This is a genomic window from Streptomyces sannanensis, from assembly GCF_039536205.1.
Taxonomy (GTDB): Bacteria; Actinomycetota; Actinomycetes; order Streptomycetales; family Streptomycetaceae; genus Streptomyces; species Streptomyces sannanensis.
The window spans coordinates 4108014-4134975 of sequence record NZ_BAAAYL010000001.1; the positions used below are offsets into that span (position 1 = coordinate 4108014).

The window sequence follows — 26962 nt, forward strand, 5'->3', positions numbered from 1 at the left end:
AAGGAGCCCGCTCATGTCATACGACTACGACGTCATTGTCGTCGGATCCGGCTTCGGCGGCTCGGTGTCGGCCCTGCGCCTGACCGAGAAGGGCTACCGGGTCGGCGTACTCGAAGCCGGCCGCCGCTTCGCCCGGCAGTCGCTGCCGAAGAACTCCTGGGACCTGAAGAACTACCTCTGGGCCCCGGCTCTCGGCCTCTACGGCATCCAGCGCATCCATCTGCTGGGCAATGTCATGGTCCTGGCCGGCGCGGGCGTCGGCGGCGGCTCGCTCAACTACGCCAACACCCTGTACGTACCGCCGGCGGCCTTCTTCGAGGACCGCCAGTGGGCCGGCATCACCGACTGGCAGGAGGAGCTGAAGCCCTACTACGACCAGGCGCGGCGGATGCTCGGTGTGCGGCTGAACCCCACCATGACGTCCTCCGACGTCCATCTCAAGGCGACGGCCGAGGCGATGGGGGTGGGGGACACCTTCCACATGGCGCCGGTGGGCGTCTTCTACGGCGACGGCGCCGACGCCGACGGTACGGCGAAGGCCGCGCCGGGCACGGAGGTCCCGGACCCCTACTTCGGCGGTGCGGGTCCGTCCCGCCGGGCCTGCACCGAATGCGGCGAGTGCATGACCGGATGCCGCCACGGCGCCAAGAACACGCTGAACGAGAACTATCTCTTCCTCGCCGAGCGGGCCGGAGCCGTGGTCCACCCGATGACCACGGTGGTCGCCGTCACCGAGGACGGGGACGGCGGGTACCGCGTCACCAGCGTCTCCACCGACCGGCGGCGCAAGGGCCCGCGCCGTGTGCTGCGCGCCCGCCGGGTCGTCCTGGCCGCGGGCACGTACGGCACGCAGACCCTGCTCCACACCATGCGCGACCGCGGCCTCCTGACACGCCTGTCCGGCAGGCTCGGCGAACTGACCCGCACCAATTCCGAGGCCCTCGTGGGCGCGCAGACCGACGACCGGCGCTACCGCCGCAAGCACCCGGCGCGCACGCTCGACTTCACGCGCGGCGTCGCCATCACGTCGTCGGTCCACCCCGACGAGAACACGCACATCGAGCCCGTCCGTTACGGCAAGGGGTCGAACGCGATGGGCGCGATGTCCATCCTCCAGGTCCCGTACGGCGACCGGCGCGTCCTCGGCTGGCTCGTCCGGGTACTGCGCCACCCCTCGCTCGCCGCCCGCTCCCTGTCCAACCACCGCTGGTCGGAGCGGACCATCATCGGCCTCGTCATGCAGTCCCTGGACAACTCGCTGACGACGTATCGCAAACGGCGCGGAATCGGGAAGGGACTGCTGACCGCGCGTCAGGGCCACGGATCTCCCAACCCCCAGCAGATCCCCGAGGGCACCCGGGCCGCATCCCTCCTCGCCGAGGAGATCGGCGGCTTCCCCGGCTCGAACATCGGGGAGCTCATGGGCACGCCCCTGACCGCCCACTTCCTGGGCGGCTGCCCGATCGGTGCCTCGGCGGACGAAGGTGTCATCGACCCGTACCACCGCCTCTATGGCCATCCGGGCATCTCCGTCGTCGACGGTGCGTCGGTCTCGGCGAACCTCGGAGTCAACCCCTCGCTGACGATCACGGCCCAGGCCGAGCGTGCCATGTCTTTCTGGCCCAACAACGGCGAGACCGATGCCCGCCCGGCGCAGGGCTCTCCTTACGTCCGGCTGACGCCGGTCGCGCCCAGGTCCCCGTCGGTCCCCGCCGATGCCTTCGGCGCTCTGCGGCTGCCGTTCCTCGGCATCCCGCCGGTTCCGCCGAAGCAGCCGTGAACGCAAGAGGGAGCTGCGCCCCCCTCCGAGCGCAGCTCCCTCTGTCAGGGGCGTTGTCCCTTACGCGGTGGCGTCGCCCTTGCGGCGCTTCATCGCGAAGACGACACCGGCACCGGCGACGACGGCGATACCGCCGGCGAGACCGAGGGCCGGCAGCATCGAGGACGAACCGGTCTCGGCCAGGTTGCCCGTGACGTTGATCGGCTTGGCCGGGCCGCCCTGCGGCTTGACGTCGTTGGACGGCTTCTCACCGTTCGGCTTCGAGTCGTCGACGTTCCCGGCGTCGCCGCCGCCCGCGATGATCTGGAGCGGGTACTCCTCGCCGTCGAAGGCGCAGTCCGAGCCGTTCTCGTTGGCGTCCCCACCGATGACGAGCGCGATGGCGCTGCCCGCGGGCGCGGCCTTGTCGATCTTCAGGCGCAGGTCGATGGAGACCTTCTGGCCGGCGTCGAGGGAGAAAGAGCCGGCGAAGTAGCCGTTGTTCTCGTTGCCCATCGTGAAGTCCTTCGTCCACTTACCGGACTCCGGGTCACGCATCTCGAAGTGCGCGTACTTCTCGACCAGCTTGTTGGACGTGCTCTCGTCGAGGTCGTTCTCGTAGGAGGCGAAGGCGAAGGTCTCCAGCTCCTCGATGTCCGACTCGCCGGTGTTCGCGACGTTCAGCTTGAAGTTCTTCCAGCCGCTGCCCGCGACGATCTTGTTCGGGAAGCCGGAGAGGCTGACGTCGACGGTGGCGTCCTCGCACCACTCCTCGTCGTCGTCCTCGGTCGGCTTGGCGGGGTCCTCAGTGGGCTTGGCCGGGTCTTCGGTCGGCTTGGCGGGGTCCTCGGTCGGCTTGGCCGGGTCCTCAGTGGGCTTGGCGGGGTCCTCGGTCGGCTTGGCCGGGTCCTCAGTGGGCTTGGCGGGGTCCTCGGTCGGCTTGGCCGGGTCCTCAGTGGGCTTGGCCGGGTCCTCGGTCGGCTTGGCCGGGTCCTCGGTCGTGGTGCCGGTGGTGGTCTGGGTGGTGCCGGGGTTGTTGTCGTCCGCGAACGCGGAAGGCGCCGCCAGGAAAGCGGCGGGAGCTATGACAGCCGTCGCGGCCGCAACGGCCATGGCGCGGCGAAGCTTCATGAAGACCTCAAAGAAGTCCGGCGTACCGCTGCTGTGCAGTACGGAAGAGTGAGACGGCCCGCCCTCCCGAAGGGTGTTACGGGTGGGGCCGTTGTTTCCGCATGCATGACCTGCAACGGCGGTGAATGGTTGTCCTCGCCTTTACCCCATTCTTATGTGACCTCGGCCACATGACCGTTGCGTCGGCTGCCGCCGAGCGAAGGGCCCCGCGCAAACCTGGTTCGCGGGGCCCTGGGCCGTTGGCACCGGCGTCAGGGCAGCGGCGGTGCCGGGGGCGGCGCCGGGGGGTGGCGCCGCGGTCAGGAGTCGCCGGGTCGGTACGCCCGGCGCGCGACGCGCGCGAGTGGTGTCGACCTCTGGCAATAGGGGAGTGCAGCAGTGCGGGACTTGTCTCTGCGCCTCTGCATCGTGCTCGTTGGCTGCTGCCGACGCAACCGTTCGGACCGGATGCGGTCGGCTCCGGGCGTCCCCGGAGCCGACCGCCCTTATGGGTGACCGGGCTGCTGTCCCCTGCCGACCGGTCACGCACGCTGGGGCGCGGTCCCACGACGTACCAGCGGTACGTCACACGCTCCAGCGAAGCCACGCGTGGTTTCCTCGGGCCCGCCCCTGGCTGGCACGGACAACCGGACAACGAAGCCGCTCCGGGCGCGGTCACGCGCCGTACGGGTGAGAAGGCATAGGGACAGATGTTTGGGCTCAGACGCGGCCTCGGCAGAGCTCCAGCAGCGTCATGGCCAGCGAGGTGCCCGGCTTGCCGAGCGCGTCACGGTAACGGCCGAGGATCTCCATCTCGCGCGCCAGGTTCACCCGGCGGCCGCCTGAGGTGATCCTGGCCTCCTGGATGACGGCCGAGACGGCCATCCGTTCCTGGACGAGGCCGATGATCCGGTCGTCGAGGGCGTCGATGCGCTCACGGGCGTCGCCGATCAGCGCGGCGGCGTCGTCGGTACGGGCGCCGGTCCGCTCCGCTGCGGTGGTGCTCATGGAGGGGCTCCTTGTCGGGAGTGCGGCCCCCGGAGCGGCAAAGCCGGGAAACGACAGGCGCCCCGGACCTTGTCGGCCCGGGGCGCCTGGGAAGTCGCTTGTCAGTTGCTCAAGCAGCACGACCATGGCAGCCGGTGGGCCCGGTGCCATAGGTAAAGACGAAGGTCGGCTGCGTGTGCATGGTGGTCAGTATGCCCTCGTGCACTTCGTGTGCCAACGCGGGTTCGGATGGTGAGACGAAAAGTAAGCCATCCGGCCCCGGTAGAATCGACAAATACCGACCCCCTCCACCGCCGGAAGGCCGCTCCCGTGCCAGCAGCACCCCCCGCCGCCCCCGACGTCGTTCTTGTTGTCGACTTCGGCGCGCAGTACGCCCAGCTCATCGCCCGCCGCGTCCGTGAGGCCCGGGTCTACAGCGAGATCGTGCCCAGCACGATGCCTGTGGCCGAGATGCTGGCGAAGAACCCGAAGGCGATCATCCTCTCGGGTGGTCCGTCCTCCGTGTACGAGGAGGGCGCCCCGCGCCTGGACCGCTCGCTCTTCGAGGCCGGCGTCCCGATTTTCGGCATGTGCTACGGCTTCCAGCTGATGGCGCAGACCCTCGGCGGCACCGTCGACAACACCGGTGCGCGTGAGTACGGCCGTACGCCCCTGCACGTCAGCAGGACCGGTTCCACGCTCTTCGAGGGCACCCCGGCCGAGCAGGACGTGTGGATGTCGCACGGTGACGCCTGCTCCGCCGCGCCCGAGGGCTTCACCGTCACCGCCTCCACGGACGTCGTCCCGGTCGCGGCCTTCGAGAACGACGAGAAGAAGCTCTACGGCGTGCAGCACCACCCCGAGGTGATGCACTCCACCTACGGCCAGCAGGTGCTGGAGCACTTCCTCTACCGCGGTGCCGGCATCGAGCCGACCTGGACCACCGGCAATGTCATCGAGGAGCAGGTCGCGGCCATCCGCGAGCTCGTCGGCGACAAGCGCGCCATCTGCGGCCTGTCCGGCGGTGTGGACTCCGCCGTCGCGGCCGCCCTGGTGCAGAAGGCCATCGGCTCGCAGCTGACCTGTGTGTACGTCGACCACGGCCTGATGCGCAAGGACGAGACGCAGCAGGTCGAGAAGGACTTCGTGGCGGCCACGGGCGTCCAGCTGAAGGTCGTGGACGCGGAGGAGCGCTTCCTCGGCGCGCTGGCCGGGGTCACCGACCCCGAGGAGAAGCGCAAGATCATCGGCCGGGAGTTCATCCGGGTCTTCGAGCAGGCACAGGCGGAGATCATCGCCGAGGCGGGCGCCGAGGGCCGACCGGTCGAGTTCCTGGTGCAGGGCACCCTCTACCCGGACGTGGTCGAGTCCGGCGGCGGCACCGGCACCGCGAACATCAAGTCGCACCACAACGTCGGCGGCCTCCCCGAGGACCTCGAGTTCAAGCTGATCGAGCCGCTGCGCAAGCTGTTCAAGGACGAGGTCCGGATGGTCGGCCAGGAACTCGGCCTGCCGGAGGAGATCGTCCAGCGCCAGCCCTTCCCGGGCCCCGGACTCGGTATCCGGATCGTCGGCGAGGTCACGCGCGAGCGCCTCGACCTGCTGCGTGAGGCCGACGCCATCGCCCGTGAGGAGCTGACGGCGGCCGGTCTCGACCGCGAGATCTGGCAGTGCCCGGTCGTGCTGCTCGCCGACGTCCGCTCGGTGGGCGTCCAGGGCGACGGCCGGACCTACGGTCACCCGATCGTTCTGCGCCCCGTCTCCTCCGAGGACGCGATGACGGCGGACTGGACGCGGCTGCCGTACGAGGTGCTGGCGAGGATCTCGACGCGCATCACCAACGAGGTGAAGGACGTCAACCGCGTGGTGCTGGACGTCACCAGCAAGCCGCCGGGCACCATCGAGTGGGAGTAACCCTCCCCGAGGGCCCCGCAGGGCCGTTGCCGCCGCCGCCGCTCATATGTATGAGCGGCGGCGGCGCCGTGTTCTCGGTCGGGTGAGCCCGATCGGCCTCCTGTCCGTATCCCCTCTCGAGGAACACGGGAAAGAATGCGTCCGGAGCGCAGACAGGGCGGAGAGGCGGATCAGATCATGGCTCATGGGTATCGGGTGGACCGGGGCAGGCAGACCGCGAGCCGGTATGCGCTTCTGCCGCTGCGTGTCTTTCTCGGGGTGACCTTCATCTACGCGGGGCTCGACAAGCTCACCGACCCCGCCTTCCTCTCCGACAGCGGGCCGGGGTCGATCGGCGAGCTGATGCACAGCGTGCGTGACACCGCGGCGATCCCCGCCCTGGTCGACCTGGCGCTCAAGGACCCTTCGGGCTTCGGCCACGCCATCGCGTTCGGTGAGCTCGCGGTCGGCATCGGCACCCTGATCGGTCTGCTGGCACGGCTGGCCGCCCTCGGCGGGGCGCTGATCTCGTTGAGCCTGTGGCTCACCGTCAGCTGGAACACCGAGCCGTACTACTACGGGAACGATCTGGCCTATCTGATGGCCTGGTCGCCGTTGGTACTGGCCGGGGCAGCCGTCCTGTCGGTGGACGCGTTCCTGGCGGAGCGCCGCCGCCGCCGCACGCCGTAGTCGATCCCGCTGACCAGGGCGGCGAGGAAGAGGCCCATGGTGATCAGCGGGATCGCCGCGTACCAGGGCGTGTGCCAGTCGCCCGCCGCGTCGCCGGCGAAGGCGACGGCCGTGGTGAGCAGGGTCAGGCCCGCGACCAGCCGTCCGGGGCGGAACTCATGACGCAGCACGGGTCACCTCCGCCTGGCCGAGGCCGACCTGGAGGCGCAGCTCGATCGTGCCGGCGGGCTTCGCGCCCGCGGGTGGCGGAAGCGTGCGCACCGTTTTCCTGCCGGGGGCCACGTCCACGTCGTGCTTCCCCTCACCGGGCAATTGGATGTCGCCTAGGCCCACCTCGGCGTCGATTTTCACCGTCACGTCCTTCGGTACGACGACCTTGATCCTGCCCGCGCCCACCTCTGCGCCGGTGGTCAAGGTCCGCCCTGCCGGGACGGCCAGCCCGCCCAGGTCCAGGGTGCCCACGCCGCTGCCCAGTTCGTACCGGTGCTGCACCGTCGCCACCGATGCGGGTGTCCAGGTCGAACGCGTCCACTCCGATGTGATGCTCTTCGGCAGCGCCGCGGCCCCCGCCAGCAGCACGGCTGTGAGGCACGCCATCATGATCGTGCCGAATCCGGTCCGGCCGAGGAACGAGCTGACCACGAGGCCGACAGCGAACACCAGGAGCGCGCTCGCCAGGCCTATCTGCAGGCTGGTGGCGATCGGCAGGCTCGCCCAGGACAGTCCCGTTCCCAGCCCGCCGGCGATCAGTGCCAGCAGCAGGACCAGGCCGCCTATGGAACGTGGGCCGCGCGTGGCGGCGGGCTCGCGGACGTACCCGACCGGGGGCCGGGTGTCCGTCCACATCGTGTCCACGACCGTGCCCGCGGGACCCCAGAGATAACCGGACGGCACTGGACCCGTCGAGCCGTCCTTGACGATCGGATCCCGCCACCACGACGGTGTGCCGGGTGCGGGCGGGGCCTTCGTCTCGGGCGGGGCATCGGCGACCGCCTGCGCCGTCACCGGGTCGAGCGGGCTCTCCGGTGCGGTCAGGCGGCGGCGCTGCGACCAGACGGCGGAGCCCGCGACGGCGAGCGAGAGCAGCATGGCGAAAGCGAGCAGCGAGCCGTTGTTGAGCATCGACAGGAACAGACCGCAGCCCGCCAGGGCCATCAGCACGGCGGCCAGGGCCGGGCCTTCGACCCGTCCCGACAGCAGCCTGCGCGCCTCGTTCTCGTCGTCGTCCTCGGCCGGTATCAGCAGCCAGGCGAAGCCGTAGAAGATCAGGCCGATGCCGCCGGTGACGGTGAGGACACCGAGGACGATCCGGAAGATCACCGGGTCGATGTCGCAGTACCTGCCCAGGCCGCCGCACACGCCGCCGATCACCCGGCTCTGCCGGCTGCGGCGCAGCTGCGGCGGCTTGTGATCGGCGGCGGGAGCCGCGGGAGCGTCGTGCGGTGCTGTCATGGGTCCATGGTGACGGGCCGCGTCGTGTGGTGGGAGCCGTCCCGACCCTGGCCGATCCCTGATATCGCCCCTGAGGGGACCGTGGGGGGCACCGGTCGGGCGGGGGCCGGACCCGGACTCGTATCAGGGACGTGTAGGGGACGGACCCTGATGCCCGCACGCGCACAAACGTGTGAACATCGTTGGCATGCCTGTCGCCGCACGCCTCACCGAACCCGAAGAGATCCCCCTGCGCAAGCTCTACCGCAGCGCGGATGGCCGGATGCTCGGCGGTGTGGCGCGCGGTCTCGCCGGGCACCTCGGTCTGCCGGTCTCCTGGGTGCGGTTCGTCTTCCTCGGCCTGTTCTTCGTGGACGGGCTGGGGGCGCTGCTCTATGCCGTGTTCTGGTTCGTGGTGCCGCTGGGCGTCGGAGGTACGTCGGCGCCGCGTTCCGCCTTCGAGGTGACCCCGGACGGCCGCCGCAGGCTCCGCAAGCCCGACAGGGGCCAGATCCTCGCCCTGATCGCTCTGATCATCGGCGCGGGGGTATTCGTCGGCAGCGTGGACCTCGGCGGCCAGGCCGGTCCGTACATCTGGCCGATGCTGCTCATCGGCGCGGGAGTCGTGCTGGTGTGGCGGCAGGCGGACAACGCCCGCCGGGCCCGCTGGATGGAGGCCGGGCGCCGCAGCAGGCTGCTGCCGCTGGCCCGGGGCCTGGCGGGTGTCGCCCTGGTCGGCACAGGCTTCACGGCCTTCATGGTGGTGCGGGGTTCGGCCGCGCAGCTGGGCAATGTCCTGACCGCCGCGCTCGCCGTCGTCGCCGGCATAGCGCTGCTCGCGGGCCCCTATCTCGTCCGGATGACCCAGGACCTCTCGGAGGAGCGGCTGATGCGTATCCGCGCCCAGGAACGCGCCGAGGTCGCCGCCCATGTTCATGACTCGGTGCTGCACACCCTCACCCTGATCCAGCGCAACGCGGACGACGCGCACCAGGTCAGGCGGCTTGCCCGGGCCCAGGAGCGAGAGCTGCGCGTCTGGCTCTACAAGCCGGAGGGCAAGGGACAGGAAGAGGAGGAGCCCGACACCCTCGCCGAGGCGGTGCGGCGCAGTGCCGCCGAGGTCGAGGACAAGCACGGAGTCCCCATCGAGGTCGTGGTGGTCGGCGATTGCCCGCTCGACGAGCGGCTCGGCGCACAGATACAGGCAGCGCGCGAGGCGATGGTCAATGCCGCCAAGTACGGTGGCGAGGGTGGCGCGGTTCAGGTCTATGCCGAGGTCGAGGGCCGTACGGTCTTTGTCTCGGTCCGCGACCGCGGCCCCGGTTTCGACCTGGACGCCGTGCCGGACGACCGGATGGGCGTACGAGAATCAATCATCGGCCGGATGCAGCGCAACGGTGGGACCGCGCGGCTGCGTTCGGTGCCCGGAGGGGGCACGGAGGTCGAGCTGGAGATGGAGAGGGCGGACGCATGACCGAGCAGACCGAGCAGACCGGGCAGACAGGGCAGACCGGGGACAACGAGCGCCGGGTGAGGGTCGTACTCGTCGACGACCACCGGATGTTCCGCGCGGGTGTGCAGGCGGAGATCGGGCAGACCGACCGTACCGGCGTCGAGGTCGTCGGTGAGGCCGCCGATGCCGGCCAGGCCGTCACGGTCATCACGGCCACCCGCCCCGAGGTGGTTCTTCTCGATGTCCATCTGCCGGGCGGCGGTGGCGTCGAAGTCCTGCGCCGCTGTGCCCCTTTGATGGCCGCCCCCGACCGCCCGGTGCGGTTCCTGGCGCTGTCCGTCTCGGACGCGGCGGAGGATGTCATCGGTGTCATCCGGGGCGGTGCCCGCGGCTATGTCACCAAGACCATCACAGGCACCGACCTGGTCGACGCGATCTTCCGGGTGGCGGACGGCGACGCGGTCTTCTCGCCCCGGCTGGCCGGCTTCGTGCTCGACGCCTTCGCCTCGACCGATGCGCCTCCGGTGGACGAGGACATGGACCGGCTCACCCAGCGGGAGCGTGAGGTGCTCCGGCTGATCGCGCGCGGGTACGCCTACAAGGAGATCGCCAAGCAGCTCTTCATCTCCGTGAAGACGGTGGAGTCGCATGTCTCGGCGGTGCTCAGGAAGCTCCAACTGTCGAACCGTCATGAGCTGACCCGATGGGCGACGGCGCGCCGCCTCGTCTGACGCTCGGCGGGTCACATCACCGGGTCCTGTCCGGCCGCGAACATCGCGCCGGAGGCATACGCCATCGACGATGTGGGCTTTCCCAAGGACGGTTACGACTCACCGGGTGTGGCGCGGATGCGCAGGCCGCCAGCAGTCCGGCCGCCACCGCGGCGGCGACTGCTCTTCTCACGGTCTTCAACGCGCCCCTCCCTCTGCCGCGGGGGAGCGAACAGACGCACCCCCGCGCCACACGCAAGATCAACAAAGACTCAGAAGATACAGCAGCTTTTCGAGCACCGGTTTACGTGATGCGGAGGTGTCGGAGAGAGACGGTGTCGAACTCCTCACGGACGGCACGTCAGTGGGCACGCGGGTGTGGGAGAGGCCGGGCGAGGAGCCATCCCCTGTGTCGCCGCCCGGCAGTACGGTGTCCCCCAGGCGGCCCCGACACGCCCGCCGAAAACGTCGGCCACGCCCCCGCCTGCAGCGGACCGCCGGTCTGTATCCCGAGGACGCCGAGGCCCTCCTCCTCCAGGCCGCGGCCCACCTATGACCGGAAAGGTTCACCGGCTCGCGACGCTCCCCCCAGAGGTGCCCCCAGGCACGGCACCTCTCCCCCGTAGCCCTTCGGGCACGGGAGGTCCCCCACCGTTGTCGCATCGCACGAGTACGGCCGAGTACGAGCTGCGATGTCCCGCCTTGCGATGCACCGCACCTGGGGGCACCGCTGGGGGCACCCTGGGGGGCACCCCCAGCGGTAGCCGGGGGAGGTAGCTGGGGGAGTCGCGAGCTTCTCGGCAAACCTTTCCGGCCACAGCACTAGACGGGCCTGCTGGCGCCGGCGAAGGGCATCTGGTCGATGGGGGCGATCCGGACCGGGGCGCCGGGGCGCGGCGCGTGGATCATCTTGCCGTCGCCGATGTAGAGGCCGACATGGCTGATGCCCGAGTAGAAGAAGACCAGGTCGCCCGGGACGAGCTCGGAGCGTGACACCCGGGTGCCGGCGCTGATCTGGGTGTAGGTGGTGCGGGGCAGTGAGACTCCTGCGGAGCGCCATGCCGCCTGGGTCAGGCCCGAGCAGTCGAAGGCGTAGGGTCCGGTGGCGCCCCAGATGTACGGCTTGCCGAGGGCCTCGTAGGCGTAGGCGACCGCCTGGACGGCGCGGGGGCCGGCGGCCTCGACGGGCGCGCGCGGGGCTCCGCGGTCCGCGCGGACGGCGGCCTCGGTGGAATGGCCGCCCATGCTCTCGTACGCGGCGCGTTCGGTGGGGCTGAGGCGGGCGAGGAGCCGTTCCGCCTCGGCGATCTTGCGCTGGATGTCCGCTTTCTGTGTGCGCAGGTCCGCCTGCTGGGACCTGAGCTCTGCCAGCCGCCGGTCGGCGGTGGCATGCAGTCCCCGGACTTCCGTGATCTTCTTCTGCAGGCCGGCGACGGCGGTCGACTGGCGGGCTCCGGCCCGCTCGGCGAGTGCGGCGTCGTCCAGGAACCGATCGGGGTCGGGGGAGAACGCGAGCTGCACGGCCGGGTCCATGGCCCCGGCGCGGTACTGGGCGGTGGCGATCGAACCGAGCGCGTCGCGGGCGGCGTTGACGCCCTCCGTCCTGCGGGCAGCCTCGTCGCGCAACGCGTCCAGGGATCTCTCCGTCGCCTCGGCCTGTTCCTTGGTGCCGTTGTACCTCTCGGTGGCGATCTCGGCGTCGTGGTACAGCTTGTCGAGCCGGGCCTTGACCTGGGCGGGGGTGAGTCCGGGGGACGCGTGACCGGCCCCTTCGAAGGCGCCGGTGGCCACCCCGGCGAGGGCAAGGGTGACGGCGGTGCGGGCGGCGTTGCCGGTGAGCGGGTGCTGCCTGGGTTTTCGGTGCGCGGCCACGAGGGCGTCCACGTCCTTCCGTAAGTCACCCGCCTGACCCGACGACAGACCGCACAGGGGGAGCGGCCCGCCGCCGGGTCTCTCGGCGGTGGCGGCCGACTGCCGCCCGTTTGCGGGGGCGGCGGTGGGGAGTCGGCCGCCTGGGGGAGGACGCTAAACCGGGGGTCACGGGGAAGTGCCGTCCTGGCGGATAGTGATTCTTTCCCGCATGCGTACGACCGGGTGTGACCGAGGCGCTGCCCTGGGTAGGTCCTGAACCGGTGACGGTGTGACCGTTGCGACGGATGAGGCCCACCTGGCCGACAGGGGGTGGTATGGCCCCGCATAGGCTCCGCTCCATGGACGTACTCATCAATGTCTTCGTCGGCCTGCACATCATCGGCATCGCCTCGCTGCTCGGCGGCTTCCTCACCCAGATGAAGTCGATGGGCGCGGGCACCGCACGCTTCACGCCCGCGATGCTGCACGGCGCACTGATCATGCTGATCACGGGTGTGGCGCTGGTGGGCATCCACCAGGCCGAGGGCCATACCGTGAACAACCTCAAGATCGGCATCAAGCTGGCGATCCTGGTGGTGATCCTCGGCCTGGTGTATGTCAAGCGCGACGAGGAGCGGGTCGAGAAGTCGCTCTTCGGTTCGGTGGGCGCACTGACGACCGCCAACATCTTCATCGCCGTCCTCTGGACCTGACCCCTGGCGCGCCCGTTGCAGCCATTCCGGAATGATGTGCGGCGATTGTCCGGAATAGCTGATTTTGCCCGCATTGGGGGGCAAGGTCCTGCCGGCCCGGCCGGGACGGCCCGGCGCGCAAGGGCTGGAAGAGGGGGTACGTCCCATGCGCAGCAAGCGCAACAAGGGACGGAAAGCACTGGTCGTCGCCACCGGTGCCGCCGTCGTGGTCGGAATGGGGACGCTTCCCGCCACGGCCACCGGCGGCAGGACCTGGACCAAGGTCATCGTGACCGGCCTGGACAACCCGCGGCGGATCGCCGCGACCCCCGGCGCGCTGTACGTCGCCGAGGCCGGCCGCGGCGGCAAGAACTGCATCGGCGGTGGCCCCGGCGGCCAAGCCCACCGCCCGGGTCTGGAAGGTCGGCCCGAGCGGCAAGATCCTCGGCTGGGTCGGCGGCTTCGGCTCCAGCCGGCCTCGCCGTCAACAGCAGCGGCGATCTCTACGTCGGCCGGCTCTTCACCGGCAAGGTGACCAAGGTCACCCACGGCAGCGGCAAGCGTGCGAGCGTGAAGGTGCCGTTCCCGGGCGGAGTCGCCGTCGACGGCCACAGCGGCAGGGTCTATGTGGTGGCCTGGTCCATCGCCGACCGTGACGGCACTTCCCTGGGCCCCGGCCGGAAGACTCCCGGCGGTCAGCTGTGGGAGGTCGGCAACTTCTGATTGTTCTCAAGGCGGCGGCGGGGTGTCAGCGGGGCGGCCTAGACTCGGAAGGCGATGAGCAGCCTCTTTGACGACAGCTTCCTGGCGGATCTCCAGCATCCCGATGAGGAGCCCCCGCCGCCGCCCGAGGACCGCGCGCCCGAAGAGGTGCCGGACGACCTGTTCGAGGGCGCATTCGACGCGCTCCCGCCCAGGGACGCGTACTACCGCGACGGCGCGCCGCGGCCCGTCGTGGACGCGGCCGCGCTGCTCGACGGACTCAACGAACAGCAGCGTGCCGCCGTCGTGCACGCCGGGTCGCCGCTGCTCATCGTGGCCGGCGCCGGTTCCGGCAAGACGCGGGTGCTCACGCACCGGATCGCCCATCTGCTGGCCACCCGCGGTGTCCACCCGGGTCAGATCCTCGCGATCACCTTCACCAACAAGGCCGCAGGCGAGATGAAGGAGCGCGTCGAGCAGCTGGTCGGCCCGCGCGCCCACGCCATGTGGGTGTCCACCTTCCACAGCGCCTGTGTACGGATCCTGCGCCGCGAGTCGAAGAAGCTGGGCTTCACGTCCTCGTTCTCGATCTACGACGCCGCGGACTCCAAGCGGCTGATGTCGCTGGTCTGCCGTGATCTCGACCTCGACCCGAAGCGCTTCCCGCCCAAGTCGTTCAGCGCGAAGATTTCGAACCTGAAGAACGAGCTGATCGACGAGGAGACCTTCGCCGAGCAGGCCGCTGGGAGTACTTCCCAGGCCGGAGGCTCTGGGGGAGGGTTCGAGAAGACGCTCGCCGAGGCGTACCGGATGTACCAGAACCGGCTGCGCGAGGCCAACGCCCTCGACTTCGACGACATCATCATGACCACCGTCCATCTGCTGCAGGCGTTCCCGGACGTCGCCGAGCACTACCGGCGCCGGTTCCGGCACGTCCTGGTGGACGAGTACCAGGACACCAACCACGCCCAGTACACCCTCGTGCGTGAGCTGGTGGGCCCCTCGGGCGAGGGGCACGCCCCCGCCGAGCTGTGCGTCGTCGGTGACGCCGACCAGTCGATCTACGCCTTCCGGGGCGCCACGATCCGCAACATCCTTCAGTTCGAGGAGGACTACCCCGACGCGACGACGATCCTGCTGGAGCAGAACTACCGCTCCAGCCAGACGATCCTGTCCGCCGCCAACGCCGTCATCGAGCGCAACGAGAACCGCCGCCCCAAGAACCTGTGGACGGACGCCGGCGCCGGCGCGCCGATCACCGGCTATGTCGCGGACACCGAGCACGACGAGGCGCAGTTCGTCGCCGACGAGATCGACCGGCTCACGGACGAGGGCGAGGCGAAGGCCGGCGACGTCGCCGTCTTCTACCGTACGAACGCCCAGTCCCGGGTCTTCGAGGAGATCTTCATCCGGGTCGGGCTGCCCTACAAGGTCGTCGGCGGAGTGCGCTTCTACGAGCGCAAGGAGGTCCGGGACGTCCTGGCCTATCTGCGGGTGCTCGCCAACCCCGAGGACAGCGTCCCGCTGCGCCGCATCCTGAACGTGCCCAAGCGAGGAATCGGCGAGCGGGCCGAGGCGATGATCGACGCCCTGTCGCTGCGCGAGAAGATCACCTTCCCGCAGGCGCTGCGGCGCGTCGACGAGGCGTACGGCATGGCCGCCCGCTCGGCCAATGCCGTCAGGCGCTTCAACACGCTGATGGACGAGCTGCGCACGGTCGTCGAGTCGGGTGTCGGACCCGCGACCGTTCTCGAAGCCGTGCTGGAACGGACCGGCTACCTGGCCGAACTCCAGGCCTCCACCGACCCGCAGGACGAGACGCGCATCGAGAACCTCCAGGAACTGGCGGCCGTGGCCCTGGAGTTCGAGCAGGACCGTGACGCGGACAACCCCGGCACCCTGGCCGAATTCCTGGAGCAGGTCGCACTGGTCGCCGACTCCGACCAGATCCCGGACGAGGACGAGGACGGCTCCGGCGTCATCACACTGATGACGCTGCACACCGCCAAGGGCCTCGAGTTCCCTGTGGTGTTCCTGACGGGTATGGAGGACGGTGTCTTCCCGCACATGCGTGCGCTGGGACAGGTCAAGGAGCTGGAGGAGGAGCGGCGGCTGGCGTACGTGGGGATCACACGCGCCCGCGAGCGGCTCTATCTGACGCGGTCGTCGCTGCGCAGTGCGTGGGGACAGCCTTCGTACAACCCGCCGTCCCGTTTCCTGGAGGAGATCCCGGAGCGGCATATGACCTGGAAGCGGACCGGCGCCAAGGCCGCCCCCGCCGGGCCGGTGTCGGGCGTCGCCTCGTCGCTGTCCGCATCGCTCTCCTCGAGCCGGGCCCGCTCCGGGCCCCCGGCCTTCGCGACCGGCCGTACGGGGGACAGACAGGTCATTTCGTTGGCAGTGGGGGACCGGGTGACGCATGATCAGTTCGGCCTGGGCACCGTCATGGCGGTGACGGGCGTGGGTGACAAGGCGCAGGCCACCATCGACTTCGGCGACGGCCGCCCCAAGAAGCTGGTGCTGCGCTACGCACCGGTCGAGAAGCTGGGATAGCCGGGCCGGACCGCCCGCTCGGGAAGGCCCGGGCGGGCTCGTCGCAGGCGGCTTGCCCGGGCGTGGCTCACCGCGGCCTGCCGCGGCAGGCCTACTACGGCAGCCTTACTGCGGATTGAGCCCGTGGTTGAGCAGCCAGCTCAGCGGGTTGACCGCCGAGCCTCCACCGGGCCGCACCTCGAAGTGCAGGTGCGGCCCGGTGGAGTTACCGGAGTTCCCCGAGTACGCGATCACATCGCCGGCCTTGACCTGGCCGTACCGGATCTTGGTGCTGCTGAGATGGCAGTACCAGGTCTCGGTACCGTCGGCGGCCGTGACGATCGCCATGTTGCCGTAGGCGCTGTTCCACTGGGTGCGCACGGTGCCGTCGGTCGCCGCCATCACCGGAGTGCCGTACGAGACGGGAAAGTCGATACCGGTGTGCTGGGACATCCAGTTGACGCCGGCCTGGCCGAAGTGGGCGCTGAGTCCATGCTGAGCGACCGGCAGGGCGAACTTGGGGCGCAGCGCCTCCTTGCGCGCGGCCTCCGCGATCCTGCGCTGCCGGTCGGCTTCCTGGCGCTCCTTGAGGTCGATGCGCTCCTGGGTCCGGCTGGCACGGTCGCTGAAGTCGCGAGCGCTGATGCTGACATTGGTCAGCTGGGTGTCGAGCTTGTTGTTGGCAGCGGCGGCGACCTTGACGGCGGACGCGTCCGGGGCGGCCATCGTGGCCTTGCCGTCGTCCTTCTTCTCGCCGCCACCGAGACCACCGAGGCCGCTGACGGAGGCGGCGGCGATACCGGCGACACCCATCACGCACACGGAGGGCACGGCGACGGTGAGGAGAGCGGAGCGCTTGGCGGGGCTGCGGCGACGTGCACGGTTGGCGGGCCGACGGGCGGTACGGGACACGGTCACGACCTCCTCGGCCTCGGACACCGGGGGCAGACCGGTATCCGGAGAATCGAGGTCGAGATGGACCTCGGCGTCACCATCGGCATCGAAGTCGGCTTCGTCGACGGTGTGGAGGTCGGTGTCGGTGTCGGAGCCGAAGGCGGGCGCGTCGTCGGCCTCTGCCTCGAAGCCGGCCCGAGGCATGTCGAACGTGTCGGTGACTTCGGCGGAGTTCCAGGCGGTGGCGTCGTAGGCGCCGGTCTCGCCCACCCCGAACCCGGGCACCGTCCACTGGCCCGTGGTGTCGTAGCCGAAGGCGGCGTTCTCGAACTGCCCCGTCTGATTCCAGGTGTTGGCCTCACCGGTGGACTGGGCCGGAACGGAAGCCGTCGCGGCGGTGCCGTATTCGGTGGCCGCCCACATCGTGGTGGTGTCGTACTGGCCGTACTGCTCGTACTGAGCGGTGTATCCGGTGTCGCCGTAGGAAGCGGTGCTCCAGGCCGTCGTGTCGTACTGCCCGGTGTGGCCTGCTTCGTAGCCGCTCGGCAGAGTGCCGAACTGCGGGTCGGTGTCGTAGCCGCCAGTGGAGTTCCCGTCGAATCCGACGTACCCGGCGTGGGCGTGCTGGTCGTTCACCGACTTCTCTCTCGCCTCGGCAGCAGTCCGGCCGCCCTCCCGTGGGAAATGGGAAAGCAGTGGCGTGACTGTACCCGGCGGTATGCGACGGCCACAATCTTCGGCTGGTACTGGGGGATTCAGGAAACGGGCATTCTTCTGGTTTCGGCGGGCCGAAGACGGAGCTTTGGTTTTATGTTCGACGGCTGTTCGGTATTTCGTTGCCTTGGCCGTCAGGCCACCGAGACCGCACCGGATGTACCGGGTGCCGCGTCCACTCCTTCTTCCCCGCACTGGAGGGCCTGTCGTACACCGGCCGCGACCGCCGGATGGACGGGCAGGGCCAGGTGGCCGATTCCGGTCACGTGCACGTTGTGCACGATCAGGTCCGGGTGCTCGAGACGGGCTGTCTCGGCCGGGATCATCGCATGGTCGAGGTCGCTCCAGAAGCTGACGAACCGGGTCCGGCAGCCGGGGGCCGGCCTGCGCAGCTCCTCGATCACATCGGAGCCGGGGTGCATCTGGCGCACGACGGGATGCGCGCTCATGAGCTGCGCCGCCAGCGTGCCGGAGTGCGGGGTGCCGAGGGTGACCAGAGTGCGCACATGTGTGTCGCCGCCGAGCCGCTGCACGTAGTAGCGGGCGATCAGGCCGCCGAGGCTGTGCCCCACGATGTCGACCTGACGATGCCCGGTGCGGGTGCGTATCTCGTCGATGTGCCGCCCGAGCAGGTCGGCTGCGGCCCGGATGTCGCAGGTCAGCGGCGAGTAGTTGAGGGACTCCAGATGGCGCCAGCCGTGCCGGGACAAGGAGCGTCGGAGCACGACGAAGACGGAGCGGTTGTCGATGAAACCGTGCAGCAGCACCACGGGCGGATGGCCGAGCCCGGCCGTGGGCAGCAGGGGGGCTCCGGTGGGCGGCCCGGCGGGGGAACGGCGCTCGGGTGCGATACCCGAGGGATAGAGCAGAAGGTGCCCGGCAAGGATCGCGAGGTCGAGCATCGTGGCTCGCAGGAGCGTGGCCGACAGCCGGACGAGGCGCAGACACGGCGGAAAGAAGGGCAGAACCCTCATGGCCGACCTCCCGAACAGCACACGGGGAGGCGACCCTGTCCCCCCGTGTGTCCCGGTGGGGCGCCGTGACGGAGGAGGCCGGCCGTGTGGTGCGGGTGGTGCCTGGCCGTGCGGACACCGACTGGCCGTACCGCCGTCTTGTGTGGTCGACAGTGCGGTGGTGCGGCTGCCTCGTAGCGGCTCCCCTTGCGACCTGCCCGGCCGGGGCGGATGTGCCGCCTGGTGCGGGTACGACGCAAAACGAATATGTCCCATGTGTGATTTCCCCCTCGCTGAACACCGCGAAACTGCCGGTTGCGGGATGCTGTCGATAGCGTTCGTTCACCGACCCGGACCATGAGCCCCGGGGACACATGGAGGCAGTGATGGGTGTGACTGGTCCGATCCGCGTCGTGGTCGCCAAGCCGGGTCTCGACGGACACGACCGCGGTGCCAAAGTGATCGCGAGGGCGCTGCGCGACGCCGGTATGGAGGTCATCTACACCGGGCTGCACCAGACGCCCGAGCAAATCGTGGACACCGCCATCCAGGAGGATGCCGACGCGATCGGCCTCTCGATCCTCTCCGGCGCCCACAACACGCTCTTCGCGAAGGTGCTGGAGCTGCTGAAGGAGCGCGACGCGGAGGACATCAAGGTCTTCGGCGGCGGCATCATCCCGGAGGCGGACATTCCCCCGCTCAAGGAGAAGGGTGTCGCGGAGATCTTCACCCCGGGCGCGACAACGGCGTCGATCGTCGACTGGGTCAACGCGAACATCCGGCAGTCCGCCGACGCCTGACCCTAGTGCGGCCGCGGGGTCAGTTCGGCCAGCATCGTGGCGCGCAGGCGCAGCGTGCCGACCAGACGTTGGAAGGCTTCCGACCAGTAGCCGCCCGCGCCCGGGGAGGTGTCCTCGGCCTCGGCCGGTATGGCGGTGAGGACCTCGAGCCGGGTGGCCTCGGCGGGGTCCAGGCAGCGTTCGGCCAGACCCATCACCCCGCTGAAGCTCCAGGGGTAGCTGCCTGCGTCCCGGGCGATCTCCAGTGCGTCGACCACCGCCCGGCCCAGCGGGCCCGCCCAGGGCACCGGGCAGACACCGAGCAGCTGGAAGGCCTCGGACAGCCCGTGCGCGGCGATGAACTCGGCCACCCAGCCGGACCGTTCGTCCGGGTCGAGCGTCGCCAGCAGTTCGGCCCGCTCGGCCAGCGAGGTCGTGCCGGGCCCGGACTCGGGCGGCGCGGCGGGTGAGCCGAGCAGCGCCCGCGACCACTCCGCGTCCCGCTGGCGCACGGCCGCGCGGCACCACGCGGCGTGCAGTTCGTCCCCCCAGCCGTCGGCGACCGGCAGCGCGACGATCTCCCGCGGTGTACGCGCGCCGAGTCTGCCGGGCCAGCCACCCAGCGGCGCTGCCTCCACCAACTGGCCGAGCCACCAGGACCGTTCGCCCCGGCCTGCCGGAGCCTTCGGGACCACCCCGTCGCGCTGCATCTCGGTGTCGCACTCGTGCGGTGCCTCCACGGCGATGCGCTCGCATCCGTCCGTACGGTCCAGGCCGACGCAGGACGCCGCCCGTCCCGACATCCGCGCGGCGAGCGCGGATTCCGGCAGGGCGGAGAGCAGCTCCGCGGCGGTGGCCCGGACATTGCGGCTGCGGTCGGACAGTGCCGCCTCCAGGAACGGCTCGTCGGCGCCGGACAGCCCTGTGCGCAGCGAGTCCAGGAACATCAGCCGGTCCTCGGCGCGCTCCGTGCACCAGGTGGAGCCGAGCAGGGCCCGGGCGGCTTCCGGGTCGTGCGCCCGAACAGCCGTGAGCAGGGCGACCCGTTCGGCGAACAGCCCCTCCTCCCAGAGCCGCCGCACCGCTTCGTCGTCCGTGGGATCGGGCAGCACGGAGCCGCCCGCGCCGCCGCGCAGCGCGAACTTCCATTCCGGGTTGAGCCGCGCCAGCCATGTCCCGCGCGGTCCGGCGAAACTCAGTGTCTGTGGCCGAAGATCCGTACGAGCGCGGGCGGCGTCCAGCAGCGCGGGCAGCAGGGTGGCCGGGGCGCGGTAGCCATGGCTGCCGGCGGCGGTCAGCCACTGGGGGAGCAGTTCGGTGAGGTCGGGCGCGGTGCCGCGGCGGCCCCCGCCGGAGGAGGGTGCGGACCGGTCGGCGAGCAGCTGGGCCAGTCTGCGGCGTGCCGCCGCGGGCAGTGCGGGGCGTGGATCGTGGGGCGCCGGCTCGGGACGTGCCGCGGCGCGCCCGGGAAGCAGCCCGGCTCTGCGCCGCACGGTGTGCAGGGCGGCGGCGTCGAGCAGCGCGGTCGGCGCTTCCTTGTCCGGAGCGCCGACGCCGCGCGGCGGGGTGCGGCGGTCGGTGCCGAGAAGGGCGGAGGTGACGAGCTCCTCCCAGGGCGTGACGGTGCCGGTCATGAGGACCTCCTGTGCGTCAGATGAGGGGGACTGTCTCCGCCGTGCCTTGGGCCCAGGCGGCGAGCGGGGTGAAGCCGCGGTGGCCGCATGTGCCGAAGACCGTGACCGGGGCGCCGCCGGAGATCGCGGCGAGCTTCCAGAGCCCGGAGCGGGAGAGCGCGGCGGACGGGACGGGCAGGGCCGACCCTCCTCCGGGGCCTTCGGCTCGGGGGGACCCCCAGGCATCGGCCAGTTGCCAGCCGTCCTCGGCCGGTATGGGTATGACTCCGCTCAGCGTGACCGGCCAGAAGTCCAGCCAGGGGTCGTCCCGCAGCGCCCGTCCGTAGAGGTCCAGGGCCTCGGCGGCCGAGTGGCCGGGCGGCGGGGCCTCGATGGGGGCCGGAGCGCCGAACCGCTCACCCAGCGCGGCGCGCAGCTGTCCCGCGCCCGGATACGGCGTGAGCTCGGCGTCGATCGCCAGGCCGACCGGCAGGGCGAGCCCGGGAGCGCGGCCCGCGGCGCCGAAGTCGAGCACCAGGGCGGTCCGCTGCGACCGCTGCCCGTACAACCAGGCGCGGCGCGTGGTGAGTTTGCCGTCCTGAGTGTCGTACTGCGCGAGGACCAGCCAGCTGTCGCGGACCGCCGTGCCCTCGGCGGACACGGGAAGTCCGATCCGGGTGCGGACCGTCGCGGCCAGCGGCTTCGGCAGATGGTCCCGGTTGAGCCAGGCATGGTCCAGCAGATGCAGCAGCGCGCACTCCTCCAGCAGCCGCACCGGCCAGCCCGGACCGGAGCCCGGGATCGCGCCCAGCTCCCGCACCCGGCTCGCCAGGCCCGGAGCCTGGGCATCCACCATCCTGGCCGCCGTCTCCTCCCAGTGCCCGTACCCGCCCTGCTCCACAGCGGCCAGGCCGCCGCGCAGCAGATCGGCCAGCCGCTGCTCCAGTTCCATGGCACCGGCGGTGACCCGCTCGGCGCGGCGCTCGGCCCGGCGTCTGGCCGCCTCGGGGTCGGACGGTCCGCCGGACGTGGGCGAACCCTCCGCCCCTCTCTTCTCCGTACGCTGCCGGCGTTCTTCGAGCCACTGCTCGGCCCAGTCGGGCGCGGCCCCGTCCGGGACCGCCCTCTCGTCCGTCGCCCGGAGCAGCAGCAGCCCCAGCGCGTGCTTGCACGGGAACTTCCGGCTCGGACAACTGCACTTGTAGGCGAGGCCGGCCGTGTCGACCACGGTCTGATAGGGCTTGCTGCCGCTGCCCTTGCACAGCCCCCACACGGCCCCCGGGGCGCAGCCGGCCTCCGACCACGGCCCGGCGACTCCGAGCCTGCTTCCCGCCTTGGACGACGCGGCGTCAGGAGCCAGGGCCAGGACCTGTTCCGCCGTCCAGCGATCCCCCTGTCGATTCATGTTCCGGACCGTAAGGGGCGACACTGACAATCGGCCCTGACCTGCGGGAACGGCTAATTGTCAGTGGTGTGGTGCACGGTGGATCCCGAACCCCGGAGATCGGCCCGGGAGATGTGGAGGGGGACTCATGACCATGCCCGAGAACAGCACGGCCGATGTCGCCGAGGCCCTGCGGCCGCATGCCGAGGACGCCTTCGCCGACGAGCTCAAGGCACTGGCCGCGGCCGACGACCGGCCGAGGCCCGCCCGCTGGCAGCTGTCGCCCTGGGCGGTGGCCACCTATCTGCTCGGTGGCACCCTTCCGGACGGAACCGTGATCACGCCCAAGTACGTGGGGCCGCGCCGCATCGTCGAGGTGGCCGTCACCACGCTCGCCACCGACCGCGCGCTGCTGCTCCTCGGAGTGCCGGGAACCGCCAAGACCTGGGTCTCCGAGCACCTCGCCGCGGCCGTCAGCGGTGACTCCACCCTGCTGGTGCAGGGCACGGCCGGCACTCCCGAGGAAGCGATCCGTTACGGCTGGAACTACGCCCAGCTGCTCGCCCACGGCCCGAGCCGTGACGCGCTCGTGCCCGGCCCGATCATGCGGGCCATGTCGGAGGGCATGACCGCACGGGTCGAGGAGCTCACCCGTATCCCCGCCGATGTGCAGGACTCGCTCATCACCATCCTGTCCGAGAAGACCCTGCCCGTGCCGGAGCTGGGCCAGGAGGTGCAGGCCGTGCGTGGCTTCAACCTCATCGCCACCGCCAACGACCGCGACCGCGGGGTCAACGACCTGTCCAGCGCGCTGCGCCGCCGCTTCAACACGGTCGTCCTGCCGCTGCCCGCCACCCCCGACGCCGAGGTCGACATCGTCTCCCGGCGGGTCGACCAGATCGGGCGCTCGCTGGACCTGCCGGCCGCGCCCGACGGCATCGACGAGATCCGCCGCGTCGTCACCGTCTTCCGCGAACTGCGCGACGGTGTCACGGCCGACGGCCGTACGAAGCTCAAGTCCCCCTCAGGGACGCTGTCCACCGCGGAGGCGATCTCCGTCGTCACCAATGGCCTTGCTCTCGCTGCCCACTTCGGAGACGGCGTGCTGAGGCCCGCGGACGTGGCGGCGGGCATCCTGGGTGCGGTGGTGCGGGAGCCCGTGGCGGACCGGGTGATCTGGCAGGAGTACCTGGAGACCGTGGTCCGCGAGCGCGACGGCTGGAAGGACTTCTACCGCGCCTGCCGGGAGGTGACGGCATGACAGGACCCCTGCTGCTCGGAGTGCGGCACCACGGGCCGGGCTCGGCGCGGGCGGTCCGGGGCGCGCTCGACGCGGCGCGGCCGCCGGCCGTGCTGATCGAAGGGCCGCCCGAGGGGGATGCGCTGCTGCCGCTCGCGGCCGACGAGCGGATGCGGCCGCCGGTCGCCCTGCTCGCCCATGTCGTGGACGACCCGGGGCGCGCCGCGTTCTGGCCGCTGGCCGAGTTCTCCCCGGAATGGGTGGCCATCCGCTGGGCGCTGGAGCACGACGTCCCGGTGCGGTTCATCGACCTGCCGGCCACGCATTCGCTCGCCCTCCAGGCCGGGGCCGACGAGGGGGAAAAGGATGCCGAGGACACCGAGGAAGACCGCGACGTCCTGCGCGTCGACCCCGTCGCCGCGCTCGCCGAGGCCGCCGGGTACGACGACCCGGAGCGCTGGTGGGAGGACGTCGTCGAGCACCGTGGCCGGGAAGGGGAGGAGACCTTCGAGGCCTTCGGCGCGCTCGCCGAGGCGATGGCCGCGCTGCGCCAGGAGTACGGGGACGGGGGCCACGCCCGCGACCTGGTGCGCGAGGCCTACATGCGGCTGCAACTCCGCGCCGCCCGCAAGGAGTTCGGGGACGATGTCGCCGTCGTCTGCGGCGCCTGGCATGTGCCCGCCCTCGCCGCGAGGGCGACCGTCGCCGCCGACCGTGCCCTGCTCAAGGGCCTGCCCAAGGTCCGGACCGAGATGACCTGGGTGCCCTGGACCCATCGCAGGCTCGCCCGGCTGGGGGCACCTCCCGGGCGAGGCTCCGGGGGAGGCTATGGCGCCGGCATCGATTCGCCGGGCTGGTACGGGCATCTGTTCAGCTCGCCCGACCGTCCTGTCGAGCGCTGGATGACCAAGGTCGCGGGACTGCTGCGGGATGAGGACCGGCCTGTGTCGTCCGCGCATGTCATCGAGGCCGTCCGGCTTGCCGGGACGCTGGCCGCGATGCGTGGCCGCCCGCTGCCGGGCCTCTCCGAGACGACCGACGCCGTGCGCGCGGTGATGTGCGAGGGCTCCGATGTACCGCTCGAACTGATCAGGGACCGGCTGGTCGTCGGCGATGTCCTCGGCGAGGTCCCGGACGCCGCGCCCGCGGTGCCGCTGCAACGCGATCTCACCCGTCTGCAGCGCAGCCTGCGCCTCAAACCCGAAGCGCTGGAACGGGAGTTGGAGCTCGATCTCCGTAAGGACATGGATGCCGCCCGCAGCAGGCTGCTGCACCGGCTGCGTCTCCTCGGGATCGGCTGGGGCGAGCCGGCTGTGATGGGGAGGGGGAGCACCGGCACGTTCCGCGAGACCTGGCGGCTGTGCTGGGAGCCGGAGCTGTCCGTGCGGGTCGCCGAAGCCGGAGTGTGGGGGACCACCGTGCTCTCCGCCGCAACGGCCAAGGCCGAGTCGGACGCGGCCTCCGCGGCCTCGCTCGCCGCGGTGACCGAGCTCGCCGAGCGCTGTCTTCCGGCGGGGTTGTCGGACGCGCTCCCCGTGGTGATGCGGGCGCTCGCCGACCGGGCGGCTCTCGACTCGGACGTCGCCCACCTCGCCCAGGCCCTGCCCGCACTGGCGCGCACACTGCGGTACGGCGACGTCCGCGGCACCGACACGGCCGCGCTCCGGGAGGTCGCGGGCGGTCTCGCCGAGCGGATCCGCATCGGCCTGCCGCCCGCGTGCACCAGACTCGACGCGGACGGCGCGGAGGAGATGCGCCGTCACCTCGACGGGGTGCACACCGCTGTGGGCCTGCTGTCGGAGGCCACGGACCACGCTGGTTCCGGCGGACTCCGCGAGCGCTGGGGAGCCGTGCTGGAGCGACTGGCGGCACGGGAGACCGTCGCCGGAGTCATACGCGGACGGGCCGCCCGGCTCGCACTGGACGACGGGCGGCTCGGCGAGGAGGAGGCCGCGCGACTGATGGGCCTGGCGCTCTCGCCGGGCACGGCTCCGACCGACGCGGCCGCCTGGATCGAGGGCTTCGTCGGCGGCGCCTCGGGGGGAGGCATGCTGCTCGTCCACGACGAGCGGCTGCTCGGCCTGGTCGACTCCTGGCTGAGCGGGGTGCCGGCCGAGGCGTTCACGGATGTGCTGCCGCTGCTGCGCCGTACGTTCGCCGCGTACGAGCCGGGAGTGCGTCGCACGCTGGGCGAGCTGGTCCGCCGCGGCCCCGCTGCCGCCGGCCCGGCCGCGACCTCGGCGGGTGCGGCCACGAGCCCCGGCTTCGGCGCCGGGCTCGACGAGCACCGCGCGGACGCGGTGCTGCCGGTGCTCCGGCTGCTGCTGGGCGCCGAGGCCGTGGGCGTCCGTGCCAGGGGCGGCAGGAGCTACGGGGAAGGGAACACATGAACACGGACATCGGCACGACCGCCGGGGACGAGCGGCTGCGGCGGTGGCGGATGGTGCTCGGCGGGGAGGCCGCCGAGGCGACCGGGTGCACGCTCGGCGGGCGGGACGCCGCCATGGACGGCGCGCTGGCCGCGCTGTACGGGAGCGGCGGCGGGCGGGGCGCCCGGGGCGGTGAGCGCTCGGCGGGGCTCGGCGCCTCGGCTCCCTCCGTCGCTCGCTGGCTCGGCGACATCCGTACGTACTTCCCGAGCTCCGTCGTCCAGGTCATGCAGCGCGACGCGATCGACCGGCTCGGCCTGTCCACCCTGCTCCTGGAGCCGGAGATGCTGGAGGCGGTCGAGGCGGACGTCCATCTCGTCGGCACCCTGCTCTCGCTGAACCGGGCCATGCCCGAGACGACCAAGGAGACCGCCCGCATGGTGGTCCGCAAGGTCGTCGAGGACCTGGAGCGGCGCCTCGCCGACCGCACCCGGGCCACGCTCACCGGCGCTCTGGACCGCAGCGCCCGGGTCAGCCGGCCCCGCCACCGGGACATCGACTGGGAACGTACGGTCCGGGCGAACCTCAAGAACTACCTGCCCGAGTACCGCACCGTCGTGCCCGAGCGGCTCATCGGCCACGGACGGGCCGCGCAGTCCGTCAAGCGGGAGGTCGTCCTCTGCATCGACCAGTCGGGCTCGATGGCGGCATCTGTCGTCTACGCGTCCGTGTTCGGTGCCGTCCTTGCCTCCATGCGTTCCATCGCCACCCGTCTGGTCGTCTTCGACACGGCGGTCGTCGATCTGACCGACCAGCTCGACGATCCGGTCGACGTCCTGTTCGGCACCCAGCTGGGCGGCGGTACCGACATCAACCGTGCCCTCGCGTACTGCCAGTCGCAGATCACCCGCCCCGCCGACACCGTCGTCGTCCTGATCAGCGACCTCTACGAGGGGGGCATACGCGACGAGATGCTCAAGCGGGTCGCGGCGATGAAAGCCTCCGGCGTGCAGTTCGTGGCGCTGCTCGCCCTCTCCGACGAGGGAGCCCCCGCCTACGACCGGGAGCACGCGACCGCCCTCGCGGCCCTCGGTGCCCCCGCCTTCGCCTGCACCCCGGACCTCTTTCCGGAGGTGATGGCCGCGGCGATCGAGAAGCGCCCGCTGCCCGTGCCCCAGGGATGACACGGGCGACATGCCCGGGAAC

General features: G+C 71.1%; 22 protein-coding genes. 13 read left to right on the top strand and 9 right to left on the bottom strand.

Annotated elements, in window-relative coordinates:
* Positions 1-13: 13 nt before the first annotated feature.
* The gene (locus tag ABD858_RS19525) at positions 14-1780 is read left to right on the top strand and encodes a GMC family oxidoreductase N-terminal domain-containing protein (protein WP_345039284.1); all 1767 of its coding nucleotides are present in this window, start codon (positions 14-16) and stop codon (positions 1778-1780) included.
* 60 nt (positions 1781-1840) lie between these two features.
* Here ABD858_RS19525 and ABD858_RS19530 read toward each other — a convergent pair whose 3' ends face one another.
* Positions 1841-2890: an LPXTG cell wall anchor domain-containing protein gene (locus ABD858_RS19530; RefSeq protein WP_345039286.1), complete on the bottom strand. Its 1050-nt coding sequence runs from the start codon at positions 2888-2890 to the stop codon at positions 1841-1843.
* A gap of 699 nt (positions 2891-3589) precedes the next feature.
* A complete protein-coding gene (locus tag ABD858_RS19535; protein WP_345039288.1) occupies positions 3590-3877 on the bottom strand; it encodes a chorismate mutase in 288 nt (95 codons plus the stop codon).
* Between the two features lie 309 nt (positions 3878-4186).
* On the opposite strand from ABD858_RS19535, the gene guaA reads away from it, so the two are divergent.
* The gene (gene guaA, locus ABD858_RS19540) at positions 4187-5770 is read left to right on the top strand and encodes a glutamine-hydrolyzing GMP synthase (protein ID WP_345039291.1); all 1584 of its coding nucleotides are present in this window, start codon (positions 4187-4189) and stop codon (positions 5768-5770) included.
* A 177-nt stretch (positions 5771-5947) separates the two neighbouring features.
* Positions 5948-6439: a DoxX family protein gene (locus ABD858_RS19545; RefSeq protein WP_345039293.1), complete on the top strand. Its 492-nt coding sequence runs from the start codon at positions 5948-5950 to the stop codon at positions 6437-6439.
* Here the strand turns inward: ABD858_RS19545 and ABD858_RS19550 are convergent.
* Positions 6343-6609 (bottom strand): hypothetical protein, encoded by a 267-nt coding sequence (locus ABD858_RS19550; protein ID WP_345039296.1) that lies wholly within the window; start codon positions 6607-6609, stop codon positions 6343-6345. The two genes, ABD858_RS19545 and ABD858_RS19550, sit on opposite strands and share 97 nt — an antisense overlap.
* On the bottom strand, positions 6596-7891 hold the full coding sequence (locus ABD858_RS19555; RefSeq protein WP_345039298.1) for a PspC domain-containing protein: 1296 nt from the start codon (positions 7889-7891) through the stop codon (positions 6596-6598). Before ABD858_RS19555 ends, ABD858_RS19550 begins: the two co-directional genes overlap by 14 nt.
* A gap of 187 nt (positions 7892-8078) precedes the next feature.
* Here ABD858_RS19555 and ABD858_RS19560 point away from each other — a divergent pair, with 187 nt between their 5' ends.
* Together ABD858_RS19560 and ABD858_RS19565 are read left to right on the top strand one after the other, a co-directional pair.
* On the top strand, positions 8079-9344 hold the full coding sequence (locus ABD858_RS19560) for a PspC domain-containing protein (RefSeq protein ID WP_345039300.1): 1266 nt from the start codon (positions 8079-8081) through the stop codon (positions 9342-9344).
* Positions 9341-10054 carry a LuxR C-terminal-related transcriptional regulator gene (locus tag ABD858_RS19565; protein ID WP_345039302.1) on the top strand — a complete coding sequence of 238 codons (714 nt, stop codon included), beginning with the start codon at positions 9341-9343 and terminating at the stop codon, positions 10052-10054. Before ABD858_RS19560 ends, ABD858_RS19565 begins: the two co-directional genes overlap by 4 nt.
* 801 nt (positions 10055-10855) lie before the next feature.
* On the opposite strand, the gene ABD858_RS19570 is transcribed toward ABD858_RS19565, so the two are convergent.
* Positions 10856-11905, bottom strand: coding sequence for a C40 family peptidase (locus ABD858_RS19570; RefSeq protein ID WP_345044702.1), 1050 nt, complete (start codon positions 11903-11905; stop codon positions 10856-10858).
* Between the two features lie 338 nt (positions 11906-12243).
* Between ABD858_RS19570 and ABD858_RS19575 the strand changes: the two genes are divergently transcribed.
* The 4 genes from ABD858_RS19575 (at position 12244) to pcrA (ending at position 15831) form a co-directional block, all read left to right on the top strand.
* Positions 12244-12597, top strand: coding sequence for a hypothetical protein (locus tag ABD858_RS19575; RefSeq protein WP_345039304.1), 354 nt, complete (start codon positions 12244-12246; stop codon positions 12595-12597).
* 145 nt (positions 12598-12742) lie between these two features.
* A complete protein-coding gene (locus ABD858_RS19580) occupies positions 12743-13111 on the top strand; it encodes a hypothetical protein (protein ID WP_345039306.1) in 369 nt (122 codons plus the stop codon).
* Positions 13108-13299, top strand: a complete 192-nt coding sequence (locus tag ABD858_RS19585; RefSeq protein WP_345039308.1) for a hypothetical protein — start codon at positions 13108-13110, stop codon at positions 13297-13299. Before ABD858_RS19580 ends, ABD858_RS19585 begins: the two co-directional genes overlap by 4 nt.
* 54 nt (positions 13300-13353) lie before the next feature.
* On the top strand, positions 13354-15831 hold the full coding sequence (gene pcrA, locus ABD858_RS19590) for a DNA helicase PcrA (RefSeq protein WP_345039311.1): 2478 nt from the start codon (positions 13354-13356) through the stop codon (positions 15829-15831).
* A gap of 105 nt (positions 15832-15936) precedes the next feature.
* Here the strand turns inward: pcrA and ABD858_RS19595 are convergent, their stop codons facing one another.
* Both ABD858_RS19595 and ABD858_RS19600 read right to left on the bottom strand, forming a co-directional pair.
* Positions 15937-17340, bottom strand: a complete 1404-nt coding sequence (locus tag ABD858_RS19595; protein WP_345039314.1) for a M23 family metallopeptidase — start codon at positions 17338-17340, stop codon at positions 15937-15939.
* A gap of 212 nt (positions 17341-17552) precedes the next feature.
* The gene (locus tag ABD858_RS19600) at positions 17553-18392 is read right to left on the bottom strand and encodes an esterase/lipase family protein (RefSeq protein ID WP_345039316.1); all 840 of its coding nucleotides are present in this window, start codon (positions 18390-18392) and stop codon (positions 17553-17555) included.
* A gap of 365 nt (positions 18393-18757) precedes the next feature.
* On the opposite strand from ABD858_RS19600, the gene icmB reads away from it, so the two are divergent.
* Positions 18758-19171 (top strand): coenzyme B12-dependent isobutyryl CoA mutase small subunit, encoded by a 414-nt coding sequence (gene icmB / locus ABD858_RS19605; RefSeq protein ID WP_345039319.1) that lies wholly within the window; start codon positions 18758-18760, stop codon positions 19169-19171.
* A 2-nt stretch (positions 19172-19173) separates the two neighbouring features.
* Here the strand turns inward: icmB and ABD858_RS19610 are convergent, their stop codons facing one another.
* Positions 19174-20784, bottom strand: a complete 1611-nt coding sequence (locus tag ABD858_RS19610) for a DUF5691 domain-containing protein (protein WP_345039321.1) — start codon at positions 20782-20784, stop codon at positions 19174-19176.
* 16 nt (positions 20785-20800) lie between these two features.
* Positions 20801-22168 (bottom strand): SWIM zinc finger family protein, encoded by a 1368-nt coding sequence (locus ABD858_RS19615; protein ID WP_345039323.1) that lies wholly within the window; start codon positions 22166-22168, stop codon positions 20801-20803.
* Positions 22169-22295: 127 nt separating this feature from the next.
* On the opposite strand from ABD858_RS19615, the gene ABD858_RS19620 reads away from it, so the two are divergent.
* The 3 genes from ABD858_RS19620 to ABD858_RS19630 are packed head-to-tail and all read left to right on the top strand — an operon-like array spanning position 22296 to position 26940.
* Positions 22296-23408 (top strand): ATP-binding protein, encoded by a 1113-nt coding sequence (locus tag ABD858_RS19620; RefSeq protein WP_345039325.1) that lies wholly within the window; start codon positions 22296-22298, stop codon positions 23406-23408.
* Positions 23405-25777, top strand: coding sequence for a DUF5682 family protein (locus ABD858_RS19625; protein ID WP_345039326.1), 2373 nt, complete (start codon positions 23405-23407; stop codon positions 25775-25777). Before ABD858_RS19620 ends, ABD858_RS19625 begins: the two co-directional genes overlap by 4 nt.
* Complete coding sequence (locus ABD858_RS19630; RefSeq protein ID WP_345039327.1) at positions 25774-26940, top strand: vWA domain-containing protein; 1167 nt, start codon at positions 25774-25776, stop codon at positions 26938-26940. The genes ABD858_RS19625 and ABD858_RS19630 overlap by 4 nt, the downstream gene beginning before the upstream one ends.
* The last annotated feature ends 22 nt before the right edge of the window (positions 26941-26962 follow it).